This window comes from Mesorhizobium sp. M1D.F.Ca.ET.231.01.1.1 (genome assembly GCF_003999155.2).
In the GTDB taxonomy this organism is placed as follows: Bacteria; Pseudomonadota; Alphaproteobacteria; order Rhizobiales; family Rhizobiaceae; genus Mesorhizobium.
In genome coordinates this window covers 73,937-90,987 of sequence record NZ_RZOZ02000014.1, presented here as the reverse complement: position 1 = coordinate 90,987, position 17,051 = coordinate 73,937, and the positions used below count along the sequence as shown (strand labels likewise).

At 63.1% G+C, this 17,051-nt stretch carries 22 protein-coding genes; 13 read left to right on the top strand and 9 right to left on the bottom strand.

The window, feature by feature from the left end:
* Positions 1-438, bottom strand: a complete 438-nt coding sequence (locus tag EN874_RS28175; RefSeq protein ID WP_127427988.1) for a hypothetical protein — start codon at positions 436-438, stop codon at positions 1-3.
* 34 nt (positions 439-472) lie between these two features.
* Here EN874_RS28175 and EN874_RS28170 point away from each other — a divergent pair, with 34 nt between their 5' ends.
* From EN874_RS28170 to EN874_RS28155, 4 genes are all read left to right on the top strand, one after another.
* Positions 473-1,999: an ABC-F family ATP-binding cassette domain-containing protein gene (locus EN874_RS28170; RefSeq protein ID WP_127427987.1), complete on the top strand. Its 1,527-nt coding sequence runs from the start codon at positions 473-475 to the stop codon at positions 1,997-1,999.
* Between the two features lie 154 nt (positions 2,000-2,153).
* A complete protein-coding gene (locus EN874_RS28165; RefSeq protein WP_126088064.1) occupies positions 2,154-2,336 on the top strand; it encodes a hypothetical protein in 183 nt (60 codons plus the stop codon).
* A gap of 145 nt (positions 2,337-2,481) precedes the next feature.
* Positions 2,482-2,898, top strand: coding sequence for a glyoxalase/bleomycin resistance/extradiol dioxygenase family protein (locus tag EN874_RS28160; RefSeq protein WP_127427986.1), 417 nt, complete (start codon positions 2,482-2,484; stop codon positions 2,896-2,898).
* A gap of 106 nt (positions 2,899-3,004) precedes the next feature.
* On the top strand, positions 3,005-3,358 hold the full coding sequence (locus EN874_RS28155) for a DUF1428 family protein (protein WP_127427985.1): 354 nt from the start codon (positions 3,005-3,007) through the stop codon (positions 3,356-3,358).
* Positions 3,359-3,649: 291 nt separating this feature from the next.
* On the opposite strand, the gene EN874_RS28150 is transcribed toward EN874_RS28155, so the two are convergent.
* Both EN874_RS28150 and EN874_RS28145 read right to left on the bottom strand, forming a co-directional pair.
* A complete protein-coding gene (locus EN874_RS28150; protein WP_127427984.1) occupies positions 3,650-5,284 on the bottom strand; it encodes a tetratricopeptide repeat-containing sulfotransferase family protein in 1,635 nt (544 codons plus the stop codon).
* Positions 5,285-5,472: 188 nt separating this feature from the next.
* Complete coding sequence (locus tag EN874_RS28145; RefSeq protein ID WP_127427983.1) at positions 5,473-5,865, bottom strand: Kazal-type serine protease inhibitor domain-containing protein; 393 nt, start codon at positions 5,863-5,865, stop codon at positions 5,473-5,475.
* A gap of 463 nt (positions 5,866-6,328) precedes the next feature.
* Between EN874_RS28145 and EN874_RS28140 the strand changes: the two genes are divergently transcribed.
* From EN874_RS28140 to EN874_RS28130, 3 genes are all read left to right on the top strand, one after another.
* Positions 6,329-6,541, top strand: coding sequence for a cold-shock protein (locus tag EN874_RS28140; protein ID WP_006202520.1), 213 nt, complete (start codon positions 6,329-6,331; stop codon positions 6,539-6,541).
* 238 nt (positions 6,542-6,779) lie between these two features.
* Positions 6,780-6,992, top strand: a complete 213-nt coding sequence (locus EN874_RS28135; RefSeq protein ID WP_006202521.1) for a cold-shock protein — start codon at positions 6,780-6,782, stop codon at positions 6,990-6,992.
* Between the two features lie 193 nt (positions 6,993-7,185).
* Entirely contained in the window at positions 7,186-7,593 is a 408-nt protein-coding gene (locus EN874_RS28130; protein ID WP_127427982.1) for a BA14K family protein, read from the top strand.
* A 127-nt stretch (positions 7,594-7,720) separates the two neighbouring features.
* Here EN874_RS28130 and EN874_RS28125 read toward each other — a convergent pair whose 3' ends face one another.
* From EN874_RS28125 to EN874_RS28115, 3 genes are all read right to left on the bottom strand, one after another.
* Complete coding sequence (locus EN874_RS28125; RefSeq protein ID WP_127427981.1) at positions 7,721-8,362, bottom strand: MBL fold metallo-hydrolase; 642 nt, start codon at positions 8,360-8,362, stop codon at positions 7,721-7,723.
* Positions 8,363-8,573: 211 nt separating this feature from the next.
* Positions 8,574-8,882 (bottom strand): hypothetical protein, encoded by a 309-nt coding sequence (locus EN874_RS28120; RefSeq protein WP_126088057.1) that lies wholly within the window; start codon positions 8,880-8,882, stop codon positions 8,574-8,576.
* 146 nt (positions 8,883-9,028) lie between these two features.
* The gene (locus EN874_RS28115; RefSeq protein ID WP_127427980.1) at positions 9,029-9,922 is read right to left on the bottom strand and encodes a branched-chain amino acid aminotransferase; all 894 of its coding nucleotides are present in this window, start codon (positions 9,920-9,922) and stop codon (positions 9,029-9,031) included.
* A 260-nt stretch (positions 9,923-10,182) separates the two neighbouring features.
* Between EN874_RS28115 and EN874_RS28110 the strand changes: the two genes are divergently transcribed.
* The 6 genes from EN874_RS28110 to EN874_RS28085 all read left to right on the top strand — a co-directional run bounded on the left by EN874_RS28110 (position 10,183) and on the right by EN874_RS28085 (position 15,402).
* Positions 10,183-10,716, top strand: a complete 534-nt coding sequence (locus EN874_RS28110) for a MarR family transcriptional regulator (protein ID WP_168247656.1) — start codon at positions 10,183-10,185, stop codon at positions 10,714-10,716.
* A complete protein-coding gene (locus EN874_RS28105) occupies positions 10,703-11,422 on the top strand; it encodes a response regulator transcription factor (protein WP_059188911.1) in 720 nt (239 codons plus the stop codon). The genes EN874_RS28110 and EN874_RS28105 overlap by 14 nt, the downstream gene beginning before the upstream one ends.
* 52 nt (positions 11,423-11,474) lie before the next feature.
* Positions 11,475-12,890, top strand: coding sequence for an ATP-binding protein (locus EN874_RS28100; RefSeq protein ID WP_127427979.1), 1,416 nt, complete (start codon positions 11,475-11,477; stop codon positions 12,888-12,890).
* A 37-nt stretch (positions 12,891-12,927) separates the two neighbouring features.
* Positions 12,928-13,149 carry a hypothetical protein gene (locus EN874_RS28095; protein WP_127427978.1) on the top strand — a complete coding sequence of 74 codons (222 nt, stop codon included), beginning with the start codon at positions 12,928-12,930 and terminating at the stop codon, positions 13,147-13,149.
* Positions 13,137-14,159 (top strand): glycosyltransferase family 1 protein, encoded by a 1,023-nt coding sequence (locus EN874_RS28090; RefSeq protein WP_127427977.1) that lies wholly within the window; start codon positions 13,137-13,139, stop codon positions 14,157-14,159. Before EN874_RS28095 ends, EN874_RS28090 begins: the two co-directional genes overlap by 13 nt.
* 361 nt (positions 14,160-14,520) lie before the next feature.
* A complete protein-coding gene (locus tag EN874_RS28085) occupies positions 14,521-15,402 on the top strand; it encodes a hypothetical protein (RefSeq protein WP_245513730.1) in 882 nt (293 codons plus the stop codon).
* Between the two features lie 28 nt (positions 15,403-15,430).
* Here EN874_RS28085 and EN874_RS28080 read toward each other — a convergent pair whose 3' ends face one another.
* The 3 genes from EN874_RS28080 to EN874_RS28070 all read right to left on the bottom strand — a co-directional run bounded on the left by EN874_RS28080 (position 15,431) and on the right by EN874_RS28070 (position 16,927).
* Entirely contained in the window at positions 15,431-15,790 is a 360-nt protein-coding gene (locus tag EN874_RS28080) for a tRNA-binding protein (protein WP_127427975.1), read from the bottom strand.
* An 18-nt stretch (positions 15,791-15,808) separates the two neighbouring features.
* Positions 15,809-16,309: a YbjN domain-containing protein gene (locus EN874_RS28075; RefSeq protein WP_040970944.1), complete on the bottom strand. Its 501-nt coding sequence runs from the start codon at positions 16,307-16,309 to the stop codon at positions 15,809-15,811.
* A 315-nt stretch (positions 16,310-16,624) separates the two neighbouring features.
* Positions 16,625-16,927 carry an accessory factor UbiK family protein gene (locus EN874_RS28070; protein ID WP_127427974.1) on the bottom strand — a complete coding sequence of 101 codons (303 nt, stop codon included), beginning with the start codon at positions 16,925-16,927 and terminating at the stop codon, positions 16,625-16,627.
* Positions 16,928-17,051: the final 124 nt, after the last annotated feature.

Sequence of the window (17,051 nt, the reverse complement as noted above, 5' to 3'; positions counted from 1 at the left end):
TTAAATTGGTTCGTACTCTCGGGTGAATGGCTCGCCGTTGAATGTATGCGTGCAGCAGGAGCAACTGGGCTTCATGTCTTCCGGCCTGAGGCCCGGATCGACGAGCGCCAAGCGGTTGTCCTCATCGACATACAGCCCGCTGTAGTATGAATTTTCGGGCGCAAGATGACTTGCCGACACCTTTCTGACCATCTTTGCTAAGGCAGACTGAGGTCTTGCCTCCTGCCCTCCTGCGGTGTACCCAATCGAACGTCTGGAAAGGAGGGCTGCGTGTCTATCGATCACCACCGTCAGCGCGGCCCTGTCTGTGCCCTGCGAGCTTGCTTGCAGGGCTGACCAGGACGGTCCGGGAATTTTCCCCGCTTCGATTTTTGGTCTGCCCTTCGTGGTGCCGCTGAGCTTGGCCTGATGGCCGGCCGGCGCGCCGTCAAAGTGCATTAAGCCGGCCTCCGGCAAGACCAGAGAAATCGAAATGGCCCTGATCAGCCTCAAATCCCTCGGCGTCACCTTGAGTGCGCCGCTCTTCTCCAACCTCGACCTTACCATCGGCGCCGGCGATCGGCTGGGCATCGTCGCGGCCAACGGCCGCGGCAAGTCCACACTGCTCAAATGCCTGGCCGGTGAGCTGGACGCCACCACCGGCGCCATCACCCGGTCGCGCGGCCTACGCGTCGGCCATGTCGAGCAGTCGGTCCCCGATGCGCTGCTCGACCGCGGCTTCCATCAGGTGGTCGCCGATGCCTTGCCGCCCGGGCAGCGCGACAGCGAGCTCTGGCGCGTCGACGTGGTCCTCGACTCGCTCGACGTGCCCGAGGACATGCGCGACCGGCCGATGCGGGCCTTGAGCGGCGGCTGGCAGCGGCTGGCGCTGATCGCTCGCGTCTGGGTCACCGACCCGGACGTGCTTCTGCTCGACGAGCCGACCAATCATCTCGACCTCGCCAGGATCAGCCAGCTCGAAACCTGGCTCAACGCGCTGCCGCGCGAGGTGCCGGTGATCGTCGCCAGCCATGACCGCGCCTTCCTCGACGCCGCCACCAACCGCACACTGTTCCTGCGCCCGGAGGAACCGCCGGTGTTCTCGTTGCCCTATTCGCGCGCCAGGCAGGCGCTCGATGAAATCGACGCTTCGACGGCGCGCAAGTTCGAACGCGACATGAAGGTGGCGCAGCAGTTGCGCAAGCAGGCCGCAAAGCTCAACAACCTCGGCATCAATTCCGGCAGCGATCTGCTCACGGTGAAAACCAAGCAGCTCAAGGAACGAGCCGAGAGGCTGGAAGACGCGGCGGTGCAGGCGCATCGCGAGCGCTCGGCCGGCGCGATCCGACTGGCGAACCGCGGCACCCACGCCAAGGTGCTGATCACGCTGGACGATGCAGCCGTGGAAACGCCCGACGGCGCGCTGCTGTTCAGGACCGGCAAGCGCCACATCTGCCAGGACGACCGCATCGTGCTGCTCGGCCGCAACGGCGTCGGCAAGTCGCGCTTCATTGCGATGATCCGTACCGCCATCGCCGAGCCGGGGACGGCGCCGAACGTCAAGGTGACGCCATCGACCGTGCTGGGCCACAGCGACCAGGCGCTGTCGGGCATCGGCGGCGACGACACGCCGCTGGCGATGGTCTCGCGCCGCTTCGAGGTCGGCGAGCAGCGCGCCCGTTCGCTTCTCGCCGGCGCCGGCGTCGCCATCGAAATGCAGGACAAAAGGATCGCCGCGTTGTCGGGCGGGCAGAGATCGAGGCTGATGATGCTGGTGCTCAGGCTCACCAACCCCAACTTCTATCTCCTCGACGAGCCGACCAACCATCTCGACATCGACGGCCAGGAAGCGCTGGAAGAGGAGCTGCTGAAGCATCATGCGAGCTGCCTGATCGCCTCGCACGACCGCTCCTTCATCCGCGCGGTCGGCAATCGCTTCTGGCTGATCGAGAAACGGCGACTGATCGAAGTCGACAGCCCGGAAGAGTTCTTCCATCTGGTCGCCGAGACGGAGCGCTGAGACCGCGACGATGCCGGCCCGCAACGGGGCAGGCCTTCCGGCCGTCGGGAAACACGCGCGAAAAAAATTCAAGCGGTCTGTCGGATCGCCGCGGCACCTCTCGTCCTAGGAATGCCAACACGATGATGTCGGCATCAACCAGGGAGAGTTCGTCATGTCGATCCTGTCATCCATCGGCCGCATCGCCACCCAATATGCCGCCGCGCGCGCCCGCTACCGCAGCGAACGCATCCTGCTTTCACTGCCGGCCGACCTGCGCAAGGACATCGGCTTTCCGGAAATTCTCGATACGCCGAACAGCCGCCGCACGGCCACCTTCTCGAGCAAGGTCATTTGAGGGTGGCCGATCGACCGGTGCGACGGTCACCCGCTTCGGCGGTTGCTCGGCTGTCTAAAAATTCTGCGAGCCGTGTAGGATTGCGGTCGTCTCGTCCGTCTTTTGATCGCAACGCCAAAATCATCCGGTGAAGAGGACACGTGAAATGACCGACCAGAGCCCACCCCGCGCCAAAGTGCTTGGCGGATTGACCCCCTATCTGCAGGTCGACGGGGCCATCAAGGCTGCCGAGTTCTACAAGAAGGCGTTCGGTGCCGATGAAGTCTTTGCCTATCCGCCGGACGACAAGGGCCGCACCATGCATATCCATCTCTACGTCAACGGTTCGACGCTGATGCTGGGCGACGCCTATCCCGAGCACGGCCATCCGCATCAGGCGGCGCAGGGCTACGTGCTGCAGCTCCATCTCGGCAGCGACGACATCGATGCCTGGTGGCAGCGCGCGGTGGACGCCGGCTGCGAAGTCGTCACGCCGCTCCAGGTGATGTTCTGGGGCGACCGCTGGGGCCAGGTGAAGGATCCCTTCGGCGTCGCCTGGGCGATGAACGCGCCGGTGAAATAGGCTTCCTAGCGAGCAGGCGTCGCCCTTTGCAGGGTCGACGCGCTCACCCGCGCCGGGTTGTACCCCCGCCGACCCGGCGCTCGTTTTTCAGCAAAAGGAGTTCACCATGTCCTATGTCGATGGCTTCGTGCTCGCAGTACCGAAGGCAAATCTCGAAGACTACAAGAAAATGGCCACACAGGCCGGCGCCATCTGGAAGGAGTACGGCGCGCTCGCCTACGTCGAATGCATCGGCGACGACGTTCCTTATGGCGAGATCACCTCGTTCCCGCGCGCCGTCCAGGCCAAGGATGACGAAGTCGTCGTCTTCGCCTGGGTCGTCTATGAAAACAGGCAAAGCCGCGACGCCGTCATGGCCAAGATCATGGCCGACGAGCGGTTGAAAGCCGATTGGCCGACAATGCCGTTCGACGGCAAGCGAATGATCTTCGGCGGCTTCCAGCCGTTCATCGAGCTTTGAGGAGCGAGACAACGCTGGTGTCGGCAGGTCGCAATTCTTTGCGATTGGCCGAGATGCTCGTCAGGTCGTCATCCACGGGCGGAGCAAGGAGCGAAGCGACGCGGCGCAGACCCGAGGATCCATTCCGTTACTTATAAGCGTCACGGCGGTGCAGAACGACCTCTTTTCTGCGCTGCCTTACCTTTCGCGCGAGGTCACGGAATGGATCCTCGGGTCTGCGCGTCCGCTTTGCTCCCGCTCCGCCCGTGGATGACGAAGCTGAGAGGCGTCGGCCAATCAGTGGCCGGTGTGCTAATTCAGCCGATCGAGCAGCGGCTTCAGCCTGTCGCCATACCGCTTCCACAGGTCGACCGAGCCCTGATACATCGGCTGGCGCACCTGCGCGGCGGAGGCCGTGCGCACTGGCCGATCGGTCTCGTGGAAGGACAGCACCTTGTCGTCCCAGGGCAGGCCGAGATGCGCCATCAGCGCCCGCGTCTGCCCTTCCTGGTCGGCGACGAAATCCTCATAGCGGACATCGTGGACGACGCCGGGCAGCACCTTGTGCCAATGCGCCATGATATCGGCGTAGAGGTTATGGAAATCGGCGAGCTCGCCGAGATCGTAGCCATAGCGGTGGCTGTCGCCGCGGAAATGCACCTTGAAGATCGACAGGCAGGTGGCTGCCGCGTCGCGCGCGCAATGCACGATCTTGGCCTTCGGCAGCATCATGTGCAGGAAGCCGACCAGCAGGAAGTTGCCCGGCATCTTGTCGGTGACATGGCGGGAGCCCGGATAGCGGGCGTGCAGCATGTCGAGGTAGGCCTGCCCCGCTTCGGCGAAGGCTTTGTCCGGCGTGTCGGCGATCCCCCAGGGGAAGCCGCCCGGCATGCTCATCGGAAACTGCTTGCCGACCGCCGTCTTCAGGATGCTGAGCTCGCCGGCGCCGAAGACCTGGGGATGGCTGGCGATGATCTGCTCGACCAGGGTCGTGCCGGAACGCGGCATGCCGACGACGAAGATCGGCGTATCGTCGGAAATGTCGCTCGGCCTGTGCTTCTCGAAGAAGGCCTTGTCGAAGACCGTCTTCATCGCCTCGAACTCGTCGCGCGTCCGCACCGGGTCGTAGTCGATGCCCTTGCGGCGGATCGTGTTGCCCTCGGCGAAATAGTCGAAGGCGCGGCCATAGTCCTTCAGGTCGTCATTGGCCTTGCCGAGGCCGAAGGAAAGCTGCATGCGCGCAAGGCTGTCCTGCGGCGCCTTGGCGTGCTCGGCCTCCATGCTCGCAAGCTCTGGGTCGCGCTCGGTCTGGCGCTTGACCTGGGTCAGCAGAAGCCAGGCCTTCGCCATGGCGGGAGCGATCGCCACCGCCTGGCGGGCAAGATCGGCGGCTTCGGTGAGCTTGCCCTTCTCCATCATGGCGACGCCGAGCCCATAGAGCAGCTCCGCATCCTTGGGCCGGATCGACAGCGACTCGCGGAAGAGCGCAATCGCCTCGTCCAGTCGCCCGGCCTCCTGCAGCGTTTCGGCCAGGCCGATGCGGGCGCGGACATGGAACGGATTGCGGCCGATGGTGCCGCGATAGATCTCCTCGGCGGCCTCGAACTGGCCGAGCTGCTTCAGCGACGAGCCGAGATTGTCGCGAGCGGCAAGCTGCTCCGGGCGGATATCCACCGCGCCGCGGAAGAAATCGACGGCTGCGGCGACGCGACCCAGGTCGCGCATGACCGTGCCCATATTGTTGAGGAAATCTGCGTTCCTGGGCTGCAGCGTCACCGACTGCTCGATGAAGTCGAGCCCCTCGTCGCTGCGGCCGGTTTGGTGCAGCAGAAGCCCGAGGAAATGCAGCGCGGCGGCATGGTTCGGCTGCTGCCCCAGCACCTGCCGGTAAAGCGATTCCGCTTCCTGGCGGCGCCCTGCCTGGTGCAGTTGCAGCGCCCGCTGCACATAGGGATCGAGCGGACTTGCCGACCCTGGCTTGCCGCCCGCGTTCGCCGCTCTTCTCTGATCTCTGTTAATGGGAAACCTGCCGTGCTTGTTGGTCCGCCGGACCTAAGCCAAGCGGGCGGGAGATTCAAGGGTGCGCTTGGCGCACCGACGGATTGCCCGCAAAGCGGAACATAAACCCGGCCTCCCTAGCAAGGCCCGTCGCCGATGATGCGATAGTCCGCCGCGCGGGCCTCGCAGGCATTGGGGAAGGTGCGAACCTCGCCGTGGCGCCTGGCGCAGACAGGCGCGTATTCGCGGGTGCAGAAGGTCTGCTCGCCGCCACCGCCACCGCGGCAAGGGCCGCCGCGCACGATGCGATACCCTGCCCTCTCCGCCTGGCAGGCATTGGCGAAGGTCTGGCGGTCGCCGCCGCGCCGGGCGCAGACCGGTTCGTATTGCATGGTGCAGAGCTGCGGATGCGGTCTCGGCGGGCGTGGGCGCGGTCCATCGTCGACCACGACCGTGCAGGCCGCCAACAAGGCGGACAGGAGCAGGGCGACAAGGCCCTGCCGCGAGACGATTGCCGCAAGAAATCGCATAGGGCCCGCTCCGATCCTCGCTCAGGCGCGACCGCGCCAACTTGCGCAATCCTCGCCATTTTGGGTTCGAACGCAACCCCGGCTTGTGCATTATCCGAGCCGAAAGTCCGTTGCGGACTGGCTCCGGCGCTGGCCCATGCCTGGCTCTTTTCTGGCCGATGACCGGTCATGGCGCCGGGTCTATCGATGCCTTGCGTTGGACGCGCCGAGGGCCGCCCGCGGCCCTATCTTGCAACTATCACGTTTCCGTGTAATAAATTTGCCGTTCGGGCATTTGCGACCCGGAGAGCGGCACGTTTTGGACGACCTTTCCCCGATAGTGTGAATCTCTGACGGCCCCGTTTTTCGGCGGGGGCTTTGACCATGCGCGGATGCATGACTGCCGAAGCAACCATCTGGACTGGCCCAAGGCGCGATGCCGCGGGCGAGCCCACGAGACTGATACGGGTGAAGGAGTTTCCCCATGGCCCAGACCGGCACCGTAAAGTTCTTCAACGCCACCAAAGGCTTCGGCTTCATCACGCCTGACGGCGGCGCCAAGGACGTGTTCGTCCACATCTCCGCGATCGAGGCCTCGGGCCTGCGCACGCTCGTCGACGGCCAGAAGGTCACCTTCGACGTCGAGCCGGACCGCATGGGCAAGGGCCCGAAGGCGGTCAACCTGCGCGCTGCCTGAGCAGGCGAAGCTGCCTGTTCTCAGCTGATGAATAGCGTGGCAGGTCCATGAATTGGCTTCGCAAGAAGCTTGCGTTTCGAGGGCGCGACGGTTCCGTCGCGCCCTCTTTTTGTCCGGCAAATAGCGCGATCGGCAGGCGAAAACTTTCTCTTGCCGATAGCGCTAAAATAAAGGACAAATTTCCTCTCGGGCAGTTTGCCGGCCCGAGACTGACATGATGGGATCAAAGGAGTTTCCCATGCCGCAGACCGGCACCGTCAAATTCTTCAACCATGCCAAGGGCTTCGGCTTCATCACGCCCGACGATGGCGCGAAGGATGTCTTCGTCCATATTTCGGCCGTGCAGGCGTCGGGCCTTCCCGGTCTTGAGGATGGGCAGAAAGTGACATTCGACACCGAGCCGGATAAGCGCGGCAAGGGTCCGAAGGCCGTCAATCTGTCTATCGGCTAAAGCCGGCTCAAGACGGATCCGACGGAGGCTGAGCAGGCGGGACGCCCCCGCAGAGCTCGCAATTTTGTTCGAGCCGCGAAATCGTTTGCCCAATTCCGTTCAGCCTCCGTTCAGCCACGGTCTTCTATTAACCTTTGCTAAAGCCGACCCGCATCCCCTGAAAATACGCGGGCCGGCGCGAAGGAGACCGAAAATGAACCGAATTCTCAAGACCGCCATCCTGACCGCCGGCATTGCCGCGACCACTTTGGCCACCTTCTCGGCGGCCAATGCTGACGACTGGCGCTGGCATCGTCATCACCACAATGGCGACGCCATTGCTGCCGGCGTTGTCGGGCTTGCGGCAGGCGCCCTGATCGGCAGCGCGCTCAGCAACCCCGGGCCGAGATACTACGATCCGGCCTATGATGACGGCTATTATGTCGACCGGCCCGTCCGCCGCTATTACGTGCAGCCGCGCGTCGTCTATGCCGACCGCTATGCCGAGCCGTGGACCCGTGACTGGTACGAGTACTGCTCGGACCGCTACCGCACCTTCAACTCGGGCACCGGCACCTTCACCGGCAATGACGGCGAGCAGCACTTCTGCGTCGCCAACTAACCGGAGCAATTCCAGGCAAAGTGTGGATCGGTTTTCCGTTCGGAATTGCGTCTAAACAAATCTTTGGGTTCCCTGTCCCAGGCAAAAGCGCCGCCTCTCAGCGGCGCTTTTCTTTTGCCTGTGAAGCTCAGACCAGGAAAGGATTGGTGCGGCGCTCCTCGCCCAACCGGCCGCCCGGACCGTGGCCGCAGATGAAGCCGATATCGTCGCCGAGCGGCAGGAGCTTGTCCTTGATCGAGGCGATCAGCGCGGCGTGATCGCCGCCCGGCAGATCGGTGCGACCGATCGAGCCGCGAAACAGCACGTCGCCGACATGGGCGAACTTGGCCGCGCGGTTGTAGTAGACAACATGGCCCGGCGCGTGCCCCGGACAATGCAGCACCTCGAACACATGCTCGTCGAACGAGACCGTCTCGCCCTCACTGAGGAAACGGTCCGGAACGCAATTGCGCACCGGGTCGGTAAGGCCGAAACGCCTGGCCTGGTTCTCGAGGTTGGCAAGCAGCGGCCGATCGGCCTCATGCGGGCCGATGATGTCGATGCCGAGCGCGTCCTTCAGTTCCATCGCGCCGCCGGCGTGATCGATATGGCCGTGGGTGATCCAGATCGCCTGCGCGGTGATCGCATTGTCCTTCAGTACTGCCAGTATCTTGTCGACATCGCCGCCGGGATCGACGACGACGCCGTTCCTGTCGTCCATGTCGAACAGGATGGTGCAGTTCTGCTGGAAGGGCGTGACCGGCACGATGCCGGCATTGAGCTGACCCATGGCTGTCCCTTTCGAAGTGTCGCCATGATGTAGAGAACACGGCGGACTGCGTCCACCGTCCAGCCGGAGCGAATGATCCTCGAAAAGAAATGGGCGGCGCGGCCGCCAGAAAATGATTGAAAAAGAATGGGCGGCCGCAGCCGCCAGAAAATGATTGAAAAAGAATGGGCGGCCATAGCCGCCCATGGCGCAGGCCCGAAAGGTATCCGGCCTATTTCTTCATCGCGTTCATGACCGCGCCGATGATGCCGGTCAGGATCGCACCACCGCCAACGCCGCCGGCGAGGTTCGGCAGGTTGAACGCGCTGCCGGCCGCCGCCGCGGCCGCTGCCGGATCGACCGTGCCGCCGCCGAGCAGGCTGCCGAGAATGGCCGCTCCGCCAACACCGCCGATCGCGCCTGCAAGGATTTTGGTCAGCTGGCCCATCGCTGCCTGCTTCAGCGCCACCCCAACTGCCTGACCACCGATTACACCCGCAATCACTTGTACAACGATAGCGACGAGCGTGTTCGTATCCATGTACTTAGTCCCTCCATAGCCGCCAGCCTCGTCGGGCCGACGCCATCATGAGACGCTGAATGGTTCCAAAGTCAAATGCACAGGCGCTTAAATAAAAGGGGCGGCCCGAAAACCGCCCCTATTGCACAAAAAAGCTGTGACTATCGCTATTCTGCGGCGATGGCATGCTTTGGTTGCACTGCAGCAGAATAGTCGTTCATCAACGTCTTGGCGATCTCGCCGACCTCGAATCGGTACGGTCCGATCTCCGAAACAGGAGTGACTTCCGCGGCCGTGCCGGTGAGGAAGCACTGCTCGAAGCCTTCGAGTTCCTCCGGCATGATGGCGCGCTCGATCACCTCCAAACCGCGGTCCTTGGCCAGGCCGATCACGGTGCGGCGGGTGATGCCGTCGAGGAAGCAGTCGGGCGTCGGCGTATGGATCTTGCCGTCCTTGACGAAGAAGATGTTGGCGCCGGTGGCCTCCGCTACCTGGCCGCGCCAGTCGAGCATCATGGCATCGGCATAGCCCTTGGCCTCGGCCGCATGCTTGGAGAGCGTGCAGATCATGTAGAGGCCGGCGGCCTTGGACTTCGACGGCGCGGTGCGCGGGTCGGGCCGGCGCCATTCGGCGATGTCGAGACGGATGCCCTTCAGCTTCTGCGCCGGGTCGAAATAGCTCGGCCACTGCCAGATGGCGATGGCGCAGTTGATGCGGTTGTTCTGCGCCGAGACGCCCATCTGCTCGCTGCCGCGCCAGGCGATCGGGCGCACATAGGCGTCCTGGAAACCCTGCTTCTTCAGAAGCGTGCGGCAGGCCTCGTCAATCTCGGCGACCGAATAGGGAATCTTGAAGCCGAGCATGCGCGCCGATTCATGCAGGCGCTCATTGTGCTCGGTCAGCTTGAAGATCTGGCCGCCATAGGCGCGCTCGCCCTCGAAGACGGCGCTGGCATAGTGCAGGCCGTGGGTCAGCACATGGATCTTGGCGTCGGCCCAATTGACGAACTCGCCGTTCATCCAGATGAAGCCGTCCAGTTGGTCGAAAGGAACGGATGCCATGGAAACCTCCCGCGGGCGGACGCCCGCAAATCGTTGTGTCATATGGCGTTTCGCGTCAGCCGCGCCACAGGGTCCGAAACGCCGCCGGTACCTGGAAACCTAGGCGGATATTCAATCCTTGGCAAACTCAGGAAGTTCCGGAAAAACAGCTTCCGCTTGCCTTTTCGTTCGCAATCCGCCGAAAAGCTTGTCAAAAATTATCATTGCCGGGAAATTACGTCAACAGTACTGACATAATTCCCGCTTGGCAGGGAGAAATGATGACGGATCGAAGCCCCGCAACCGGAAAACCGATCAGGACGGCGATCTCCGATGAGGACGGCATCGACTTTGCCATCATCGAGCTGTTTTTCTTCGCCTATCGCGACTTCACCTCCGATCCAGACCAGATCCTTGCCGATTACGGCTTCGGCCGCGCCCATCATCGCGTGCTGCATTTCGTCAACCGCAGGCCGGGACTCACGGTTGCCGAGTTGCTTGATGTGCTGAAGATCACCAAGCAGAGCCTGGCGCGGGTGTTGAAGCAGCTGATCGACACGGACCATATTGTCCAGGTGCAAGGTCCGCGCGACCGTCGGCAGCGCGAGCTCTATCCGACCGCCAAGGGCCGCGCGCTGGCATTGGCGCTGGCGCGGCCACAGTCGCGCCGCATCCGTGCTGCATTGGAGGATTCCGGAACCACCGAACGCGCCTCCATCGAAAGGTTCCTGGAGGCGATGGTCAATCCGGAACTAAGAGCGCAGATCAACATTGTGCCTGCGCAAACATCGGGGAAGAAAAATGGAGACCACTGAGAAGGTTGATCATCCGGCGGCGCCCGGCGATGATGCGCCGCATCTGCTGGTGGTCGATGACGACACCCGCATCCGCAATCTGCTCAAGCAATATTTGTCCGAGAACGGTTTTCGGGTCACCGTCGCCGGCAATTCCGGCGAGGCCCGGCGCAAGCTCGCGGGGCTCGACTTCGACCTGCTTGTGCTCGACGTCATGATGCCTGGCGAAACCGGCGTCGACCTCACCAAGGCGCTGCGGGCCGAGAAGAACGTGCCGATCCTGATGCTGACGGCGCTGTCGGAGACCGACAGCCGCATCACCGGGCTCGAGGCCGGCGCCGACGACTATCTGCCGAAGCCTTTCGATCCGCGCGAGCTCATCCTGCGCATCAACAACATCCTGCGCCGCGGCGGCCCTGCGGCGACGCCGAAGGTCGAGCAGCTCGTCTTCGGCCCCTACACGTTCCAGATCGCCAAGCGCGAGCTGAAGCGCGGCGGCGAGGCGCTGAAGCTGACCGACCGCGAGCAGGAGATCCTGGCGATCTTCGCGGCGCGTGCGGGCGAAACCATACCGCGGCACGAACTTGTCGGCGACGAATCGGATGTCGGCGAGCGCACCATCGATGTCCAGATCAACCGGCTGCGCCGCAAGATCGAGCGCGATCCTTCCAATCCGGTTTGGCTGCAGACCGTACGCGGTATTGGGTATCGGCTCAGCGTCGAATAAAATGCTCCTCGCCGGCCGTTTGCTCAACGGCCGTCGACGAGCGGAAGGGCGAATGGCGACCACGCAACTGGAACAGCCCAAAGGAGGCGGTCTCGGCGATCTCGCATTGCGGACGCTAAGAGCGATGCCGCGCGCCTGGAACCGGTTCTGGCGCCTGGTCGCGCTCTACATGCCGAAGCGGCTTTATGCCCGCTCCCTCATCATCGTCATCGCGCCGATGATCCTTCTGCAGTCGGTTGTCGCCTTCGTCTTCATGGAGCGCCACTGGCAGACGGTCACCCAGCGCCTGTCGCAGGCGACGATCGCCGACATCGCTGCCATCATCGACATGATGGAGACCTATCCGCACGACGCCGACTACGCCAACATCATCCGCATCGCCCAGGACCGCATGCAGCTGAAAGTGGATCTGCTGCCGCCCGATCCGCTGCCGCCGCCCGGGCCTAAGCCATTTTTCTCGATCCTCGACACGGCGCTGTCGTCGGAGATCACCAGGCAGATCAACCGCCCCTTCTGGATCGACACCGTCGGCAACTCCAACGTCGTCGAGGTCCGCGTCCAGCTCGAAGGCAAGGTGCTGCGCGTCTTCGTGCGCCGCAGCCAGGCCTATGCCTCGAACACCCACATCTTCCTGATCTGGATGGTCGGCACCTCGCTGGTGCTGTTGATGATCGCCATCCCCTTCCTGCGCAACCAGATCAGGCCGATCCTCACCCTTGCCGAAGCCGCCGAAAGCTTCGGCAAGGGGCGACCGATGCCGCGCGATTTCCGGCCGCGCGGCGCGGAGGAAGTCCGCCGCGCCGGCTTCGCCTTCATCCAGATGCGCGAGCGCATCGAGCGCCAGATCGAGCAGCGCACCGCCATGCTGACCGGCGTCAGCCACGACCTCAGGACCATTCTGACCCGCTTCAAGCTGCAGCTGGCGCTGGCCGGCGGCAAATCGGAAACCAAAGCCGCCCTCAACCAGGACATCGACGACATGCAATCGATGCTGGAAGGCTATCTTTCCTTTGCCCGCGGCGAGGCGGCGGAAGACACCGGCCGCTTCGATCTCGATGCCTATTTCCAGAAGCTTGGCGAGGAGGCGCGGCTGCGCAAATGCAAGCTGTCGACGACACTGACCGGCGATCCGACCGTGCATGTGCGGCCGAACGCCTTTGCCAGGCTGATGTCCAACGTCATCGGTAATGCCTTCCGCTATGCCAAAGCGGTCGAGGTCCATGCCGATCACAGTCGCGGCTCGCTGACCGTCACCATCGATGACAACGGCCCCGGCATCGCGCCCGACAAGCGCGAAGAGGTGTTCAAGCCGTTCCTGCGGCTCGACGAGGCGCGCAACCTCGATGCCAGCGGCACCGGTCTCGGCCTGTCGATCGCTCGCGACATCGCCCGCAGCCACGGCGGCGACATCATGCTCGAAGACAGCCCGCTTGGCGGCCTGCGCGCCGTGATCAAGGTTCCCGCATAATCGAGCATGATCCCGAACCGAAGGTTCGGACGAGATCATGCTCAATCAAAAATTACAGCTTCATCCGCTCGTCATGAAATCATGGTCAAGAGCGCGCATGAAGCGCGCGACCTTTATCGATTCGGCCATGCCGCCCCGCTTCGATCCCACACCTGCCCGGGTGCGCTGGAGCGAGGCGCGAGCTGCTGCCTGGTTGCCGTCCCGCCACCGCGCGGCCGCGCTCAAGAACCTCTCCAAGGGGTCGTCATGCGAATCCTGATGGTCACCGATGCATGGCGGCCGCAGGTCAACGGCGTGGTCCACACGCTGGAGCGGTTGACCGAAACGTTGAAATCCTACGACGTCCAGGTCGATTTCCTGACGCCGAACATCTTCCGCACCTTGCCGCTGCCGACCTATCCGGACATTCGGCTCGCGTTGACGACCCCAGGTCATGTCGCGCGCCTGATCGATGCGCGCAAGGCCGACCATATCCACATCGTCACCGAAGGACCGCTGGGCATCATGGCGCGCCGCTATTGCCGCAAGGCCGGGCGCCCCTTCACCACCAGCTATCACACGCGATTTCCCGAATATCTCAGCGCCCGCCTGCCGGTGCCGGAGAGCTGGGCCTACAACTGGCTGCGCGACTTCCACAATTCCGGACAAGGCACGCTTGTCGCCACGCAGTCGCTGGCTGACGACCTTGCCTCGCGCGGCTTCAACAAGCTGAGACCCTGGACGCGCGGCGTCGACACCGATCATTTCCGGCCGGACAAGCGCAAGGAGACGAGCTTCCCCCGCCCCGTCTTCCTTTGCGTCGGCCGCGTCGCGATCGAAAAGAACCTGACCGCCTTCCTAGACCTCGATCTCCCCGGCAGCAAGGTGGTGGTCGGCGAAGGACCGGAACTGGCGAAGCTCAAGGCCCGCTATCCGAACGTGTATTTCCTCGGCCACCGCCCGAACGACGAACTGGCGGAAATCTATGCCTCGGCCGACGTCTTCGTCTTTCCGAGCCGCACCGACACGTTCGGCAACGTCATCATCGAGGCTTTGGCCAGCGGCACGCCGGTGGCCGCCTATCCGGTGACGGGACCGATCGACATCGTCGGCGACGGCGTTGGCGGGGCCGTGTCCGAGGACCTGGGCGAGGCCGCGCTCAAGGCCCTCCATATCGACCGCGCGGAGGCGCGCCAGCGCGCCATGCGCTACAGCTGGAAGGCCTGCGCCGAGATGTTCCTCGACGTGGTCGAGGAAGCGCTGGGGATGCCGCGCAAGCTGGCGGCCTGACACCCGCATCCACGGCTCTGCGCGTCCGCTCCGCGTGGATGACGAAGGCCAAAACAATCGACAGCGCTCCGGCGGCAGTTGTTGGCCTCTTCAATGCCGCCCACGCGTTCATCTCCTCAGGAAATCCGGAGCTTCGACACGTTGTCAGTGGCTTTGGGCAAGTCTTCCGCGTGAATTTTTTGAAATGTTGAGAGATCGTTCGCCGGCGAGCTTTAGTCCCTGTGAACGCGCTTCTTGCGACAGCTTGTGCAACAGTGCCTTACGGTGCATTATTCTGCGTGTGTAGTTCGCTGCGGGGTTGACGCCGATTTCAACGCTGGACGAGTTGCCTGCCGTATCGCGGAAGCGCCGCGTCTTGCGCATGGGCAAGACGGTCGCGAGGGTGTTCGGCTATTGCCGCGCGAATGCCTGGCCGCTCTTCGTGGCCGCCTGGTTTCCCTGGTTTCTGGCGACGCTCTGTCTGGCCGTGCTTGTCCTTATTCTTTTTGCAGATCCGGAGCAGGTGCCTACCTGGCTCCTATCGCAAGGCTTCGCCCACAGGACTTGGCTTTCCGCCATTGTTGCCGCGCCGTTCTCGGCGATGGTCTTTGCATTCGTCCTGGATCGCATGGCAAACGCGCCCGAGCGCGGCCATATCGTTGTTCGGCGCGGCATTGAACGTGTCAAACGCTTCGCTATCCCGGGTGTGCGCTTTGAGCTCGGCCAACGGATTCTTCTGGCTGCGTTGCTTCTTGCGGCCGTGCAGCTTTTTTGCGGCTTTGCGGTCGCCGGCGAGCACAGACTGTTTGTTGCCGGCCTGCTGGCCACGCATGACCTGCCGCTCAGCCCCGAGGACGTCGCGTCCTGGGCGATGGCGAGGGGAATCTTCAACATGCTTGTGGGCGGTTTCATACTTGCCTGGGCATATCTCTTTGTCGGCGATTTTCTCTGGACGGGATCGTTTGATCCAGTCGGGTGCTGGCGTGCGCTCGACGGCAATCGTCTGCGTTTCGTCGCCATAATGTTCATCGTTTTCGCAATAGTTGCCATACTCAAATATGGGCTGGGCCTGGCCGTAGGCTTGATCCTGATTCCCGCGGATGGCGCGTCGCCTTCCTTCTTGAACCGTATGCTGATGCATTTCGGACTGGCCTCGCCGTTCGACGGCCTGCATCTCGTGCTGTCAGCCGCAACGGTCGGAACCATTCTCGGCGCGTTTCGGCCCCCAGCTATCGCTTCAATCCGGCCGGCCGCGGCGCAGTGACGGCGCCTGCCGGGGGCTGCTCGCTGATTTAGAACAATCGCCCGCCGTCCGGCACCTTGCGCTCGATGGCGCCGAGCACGACGGCGCCCTCTTCATCCGGGAAGCCAAGCGTCAGCACTTCCGACATGAATGGGCCGATCTGGCGCGGCGGGAAATTCACCACCGCGAACACCTGCCGGCCGATCAGCGTCTCCGGCGCATAGTATTTGGTGATCTGCGCCGATGACTTCTTCACCCCGATGGCCGGGCCGAAATCGATCTTCAATTTGATTGCCGGCTTGCGCACTTCCGGGAAAGGCTCGGCCTCGACGATCGTGCCCGCACGGATGTCGACACGGTCGAAATCGGCAAAGCCGATCTCGGGCTTGCGCTCGCTGCTGGAACTCATTGGCGGTGTGGGCTTCGCTCAGGCGTTTCCATGGGTCTCAAAGAGCACGCTGGACAGCGCGTCCTTGGCCGATGTACCCGACCAGACGACGAACTGGAAGGCCTGGAAATAGCATTCGCAGGCTTCGAGCGCCGAGGACAGCAGCACCTCGACCTGCTGGCTCGAAGGCTCGACCCCGCCGGCAAGCAGCAGCGACTGCCTAAACATGATCGCGCCTTCCTGCTCCCACAGGTCGAAATGGCCGAACAGCATCTGCTCATTGATCAGCGACAGGAGCCGCATTACTTCGAGCGCGCGCGTTTCCGGCACCTTTATGTCGAAGGCGCAGGCCAGATGCAGCGCCTCGAAATCCTCCATCCAGGAGAAGGAGACGTGATAGTCGGTCCAGCTGCCGGTCACCGAAATCGAGATCTCGTCGTCGCCGGCGCGTTCGAAGGACCAGTCATTGTTGTGGGCCACCTGCTCGATGACATCCACCGGGTGGATTTCGCGGGAGAATTCGAGTTCGAGGAGTTCCATGGATGCTTCCTGTGTTCAGGGGAGCGCCACACGCTCCGCGGGGCACACACGACGAACAATCTTGTCTAGAACTCGGACGGCCAGGAACTTCTCAAACGCAAAGACCCCAGACCGGACCCCACCGCCCGGCGCATGACCCTGCTTCGAATCATGCAACAAATTCAGTCTATTGATCGGGAGTCGCGTGAACAGCCCAATTTTTCGCACTGCGTCATTCGCATGTGGAAAGGCGCTGTCAAAAAGATTCATGCAATGCCGGTAAGCGATTCACGGCAAAGCGATTTTTCGGATCGCGCTTTGTGGAAAAGTTTACGATTATTTTTTTGATCTGGGCTTCGCCGCGGCCGCCGGTGCGGTCTGACCGGTCACTTCGGCGAGCTTCGCCTCGAGCGCCTCGACGCGCGCCGCAAGCTGGATGTTGTCTTCCCTCGCCTTGACGGCCATCTCGCGCGCCGCCTCGAACTCCTCGCGCTGCACCACATCCATGGAGTTGAGCAGACGCTCGGCCTGGCTGCGAAAAGCAGTCTCCATCTCGCGCCGAACGCCCTGGGCGGCCCCCGCCGCGTCCGTCATCAGCTTGGCGAATTCATCGAGAATGCGGTTCGGTCCGTTCGACATGGCAGATCCTCGCTTGCTGATTTTGACGTAGTGGCGCTCGCCACGGAATGCAAGCGCGCCCTTGCCTTGACCCCGCCAAAACCCTGCCGCATGGTCCGCGCCCTACGCGACCGTGCCCGGGAGA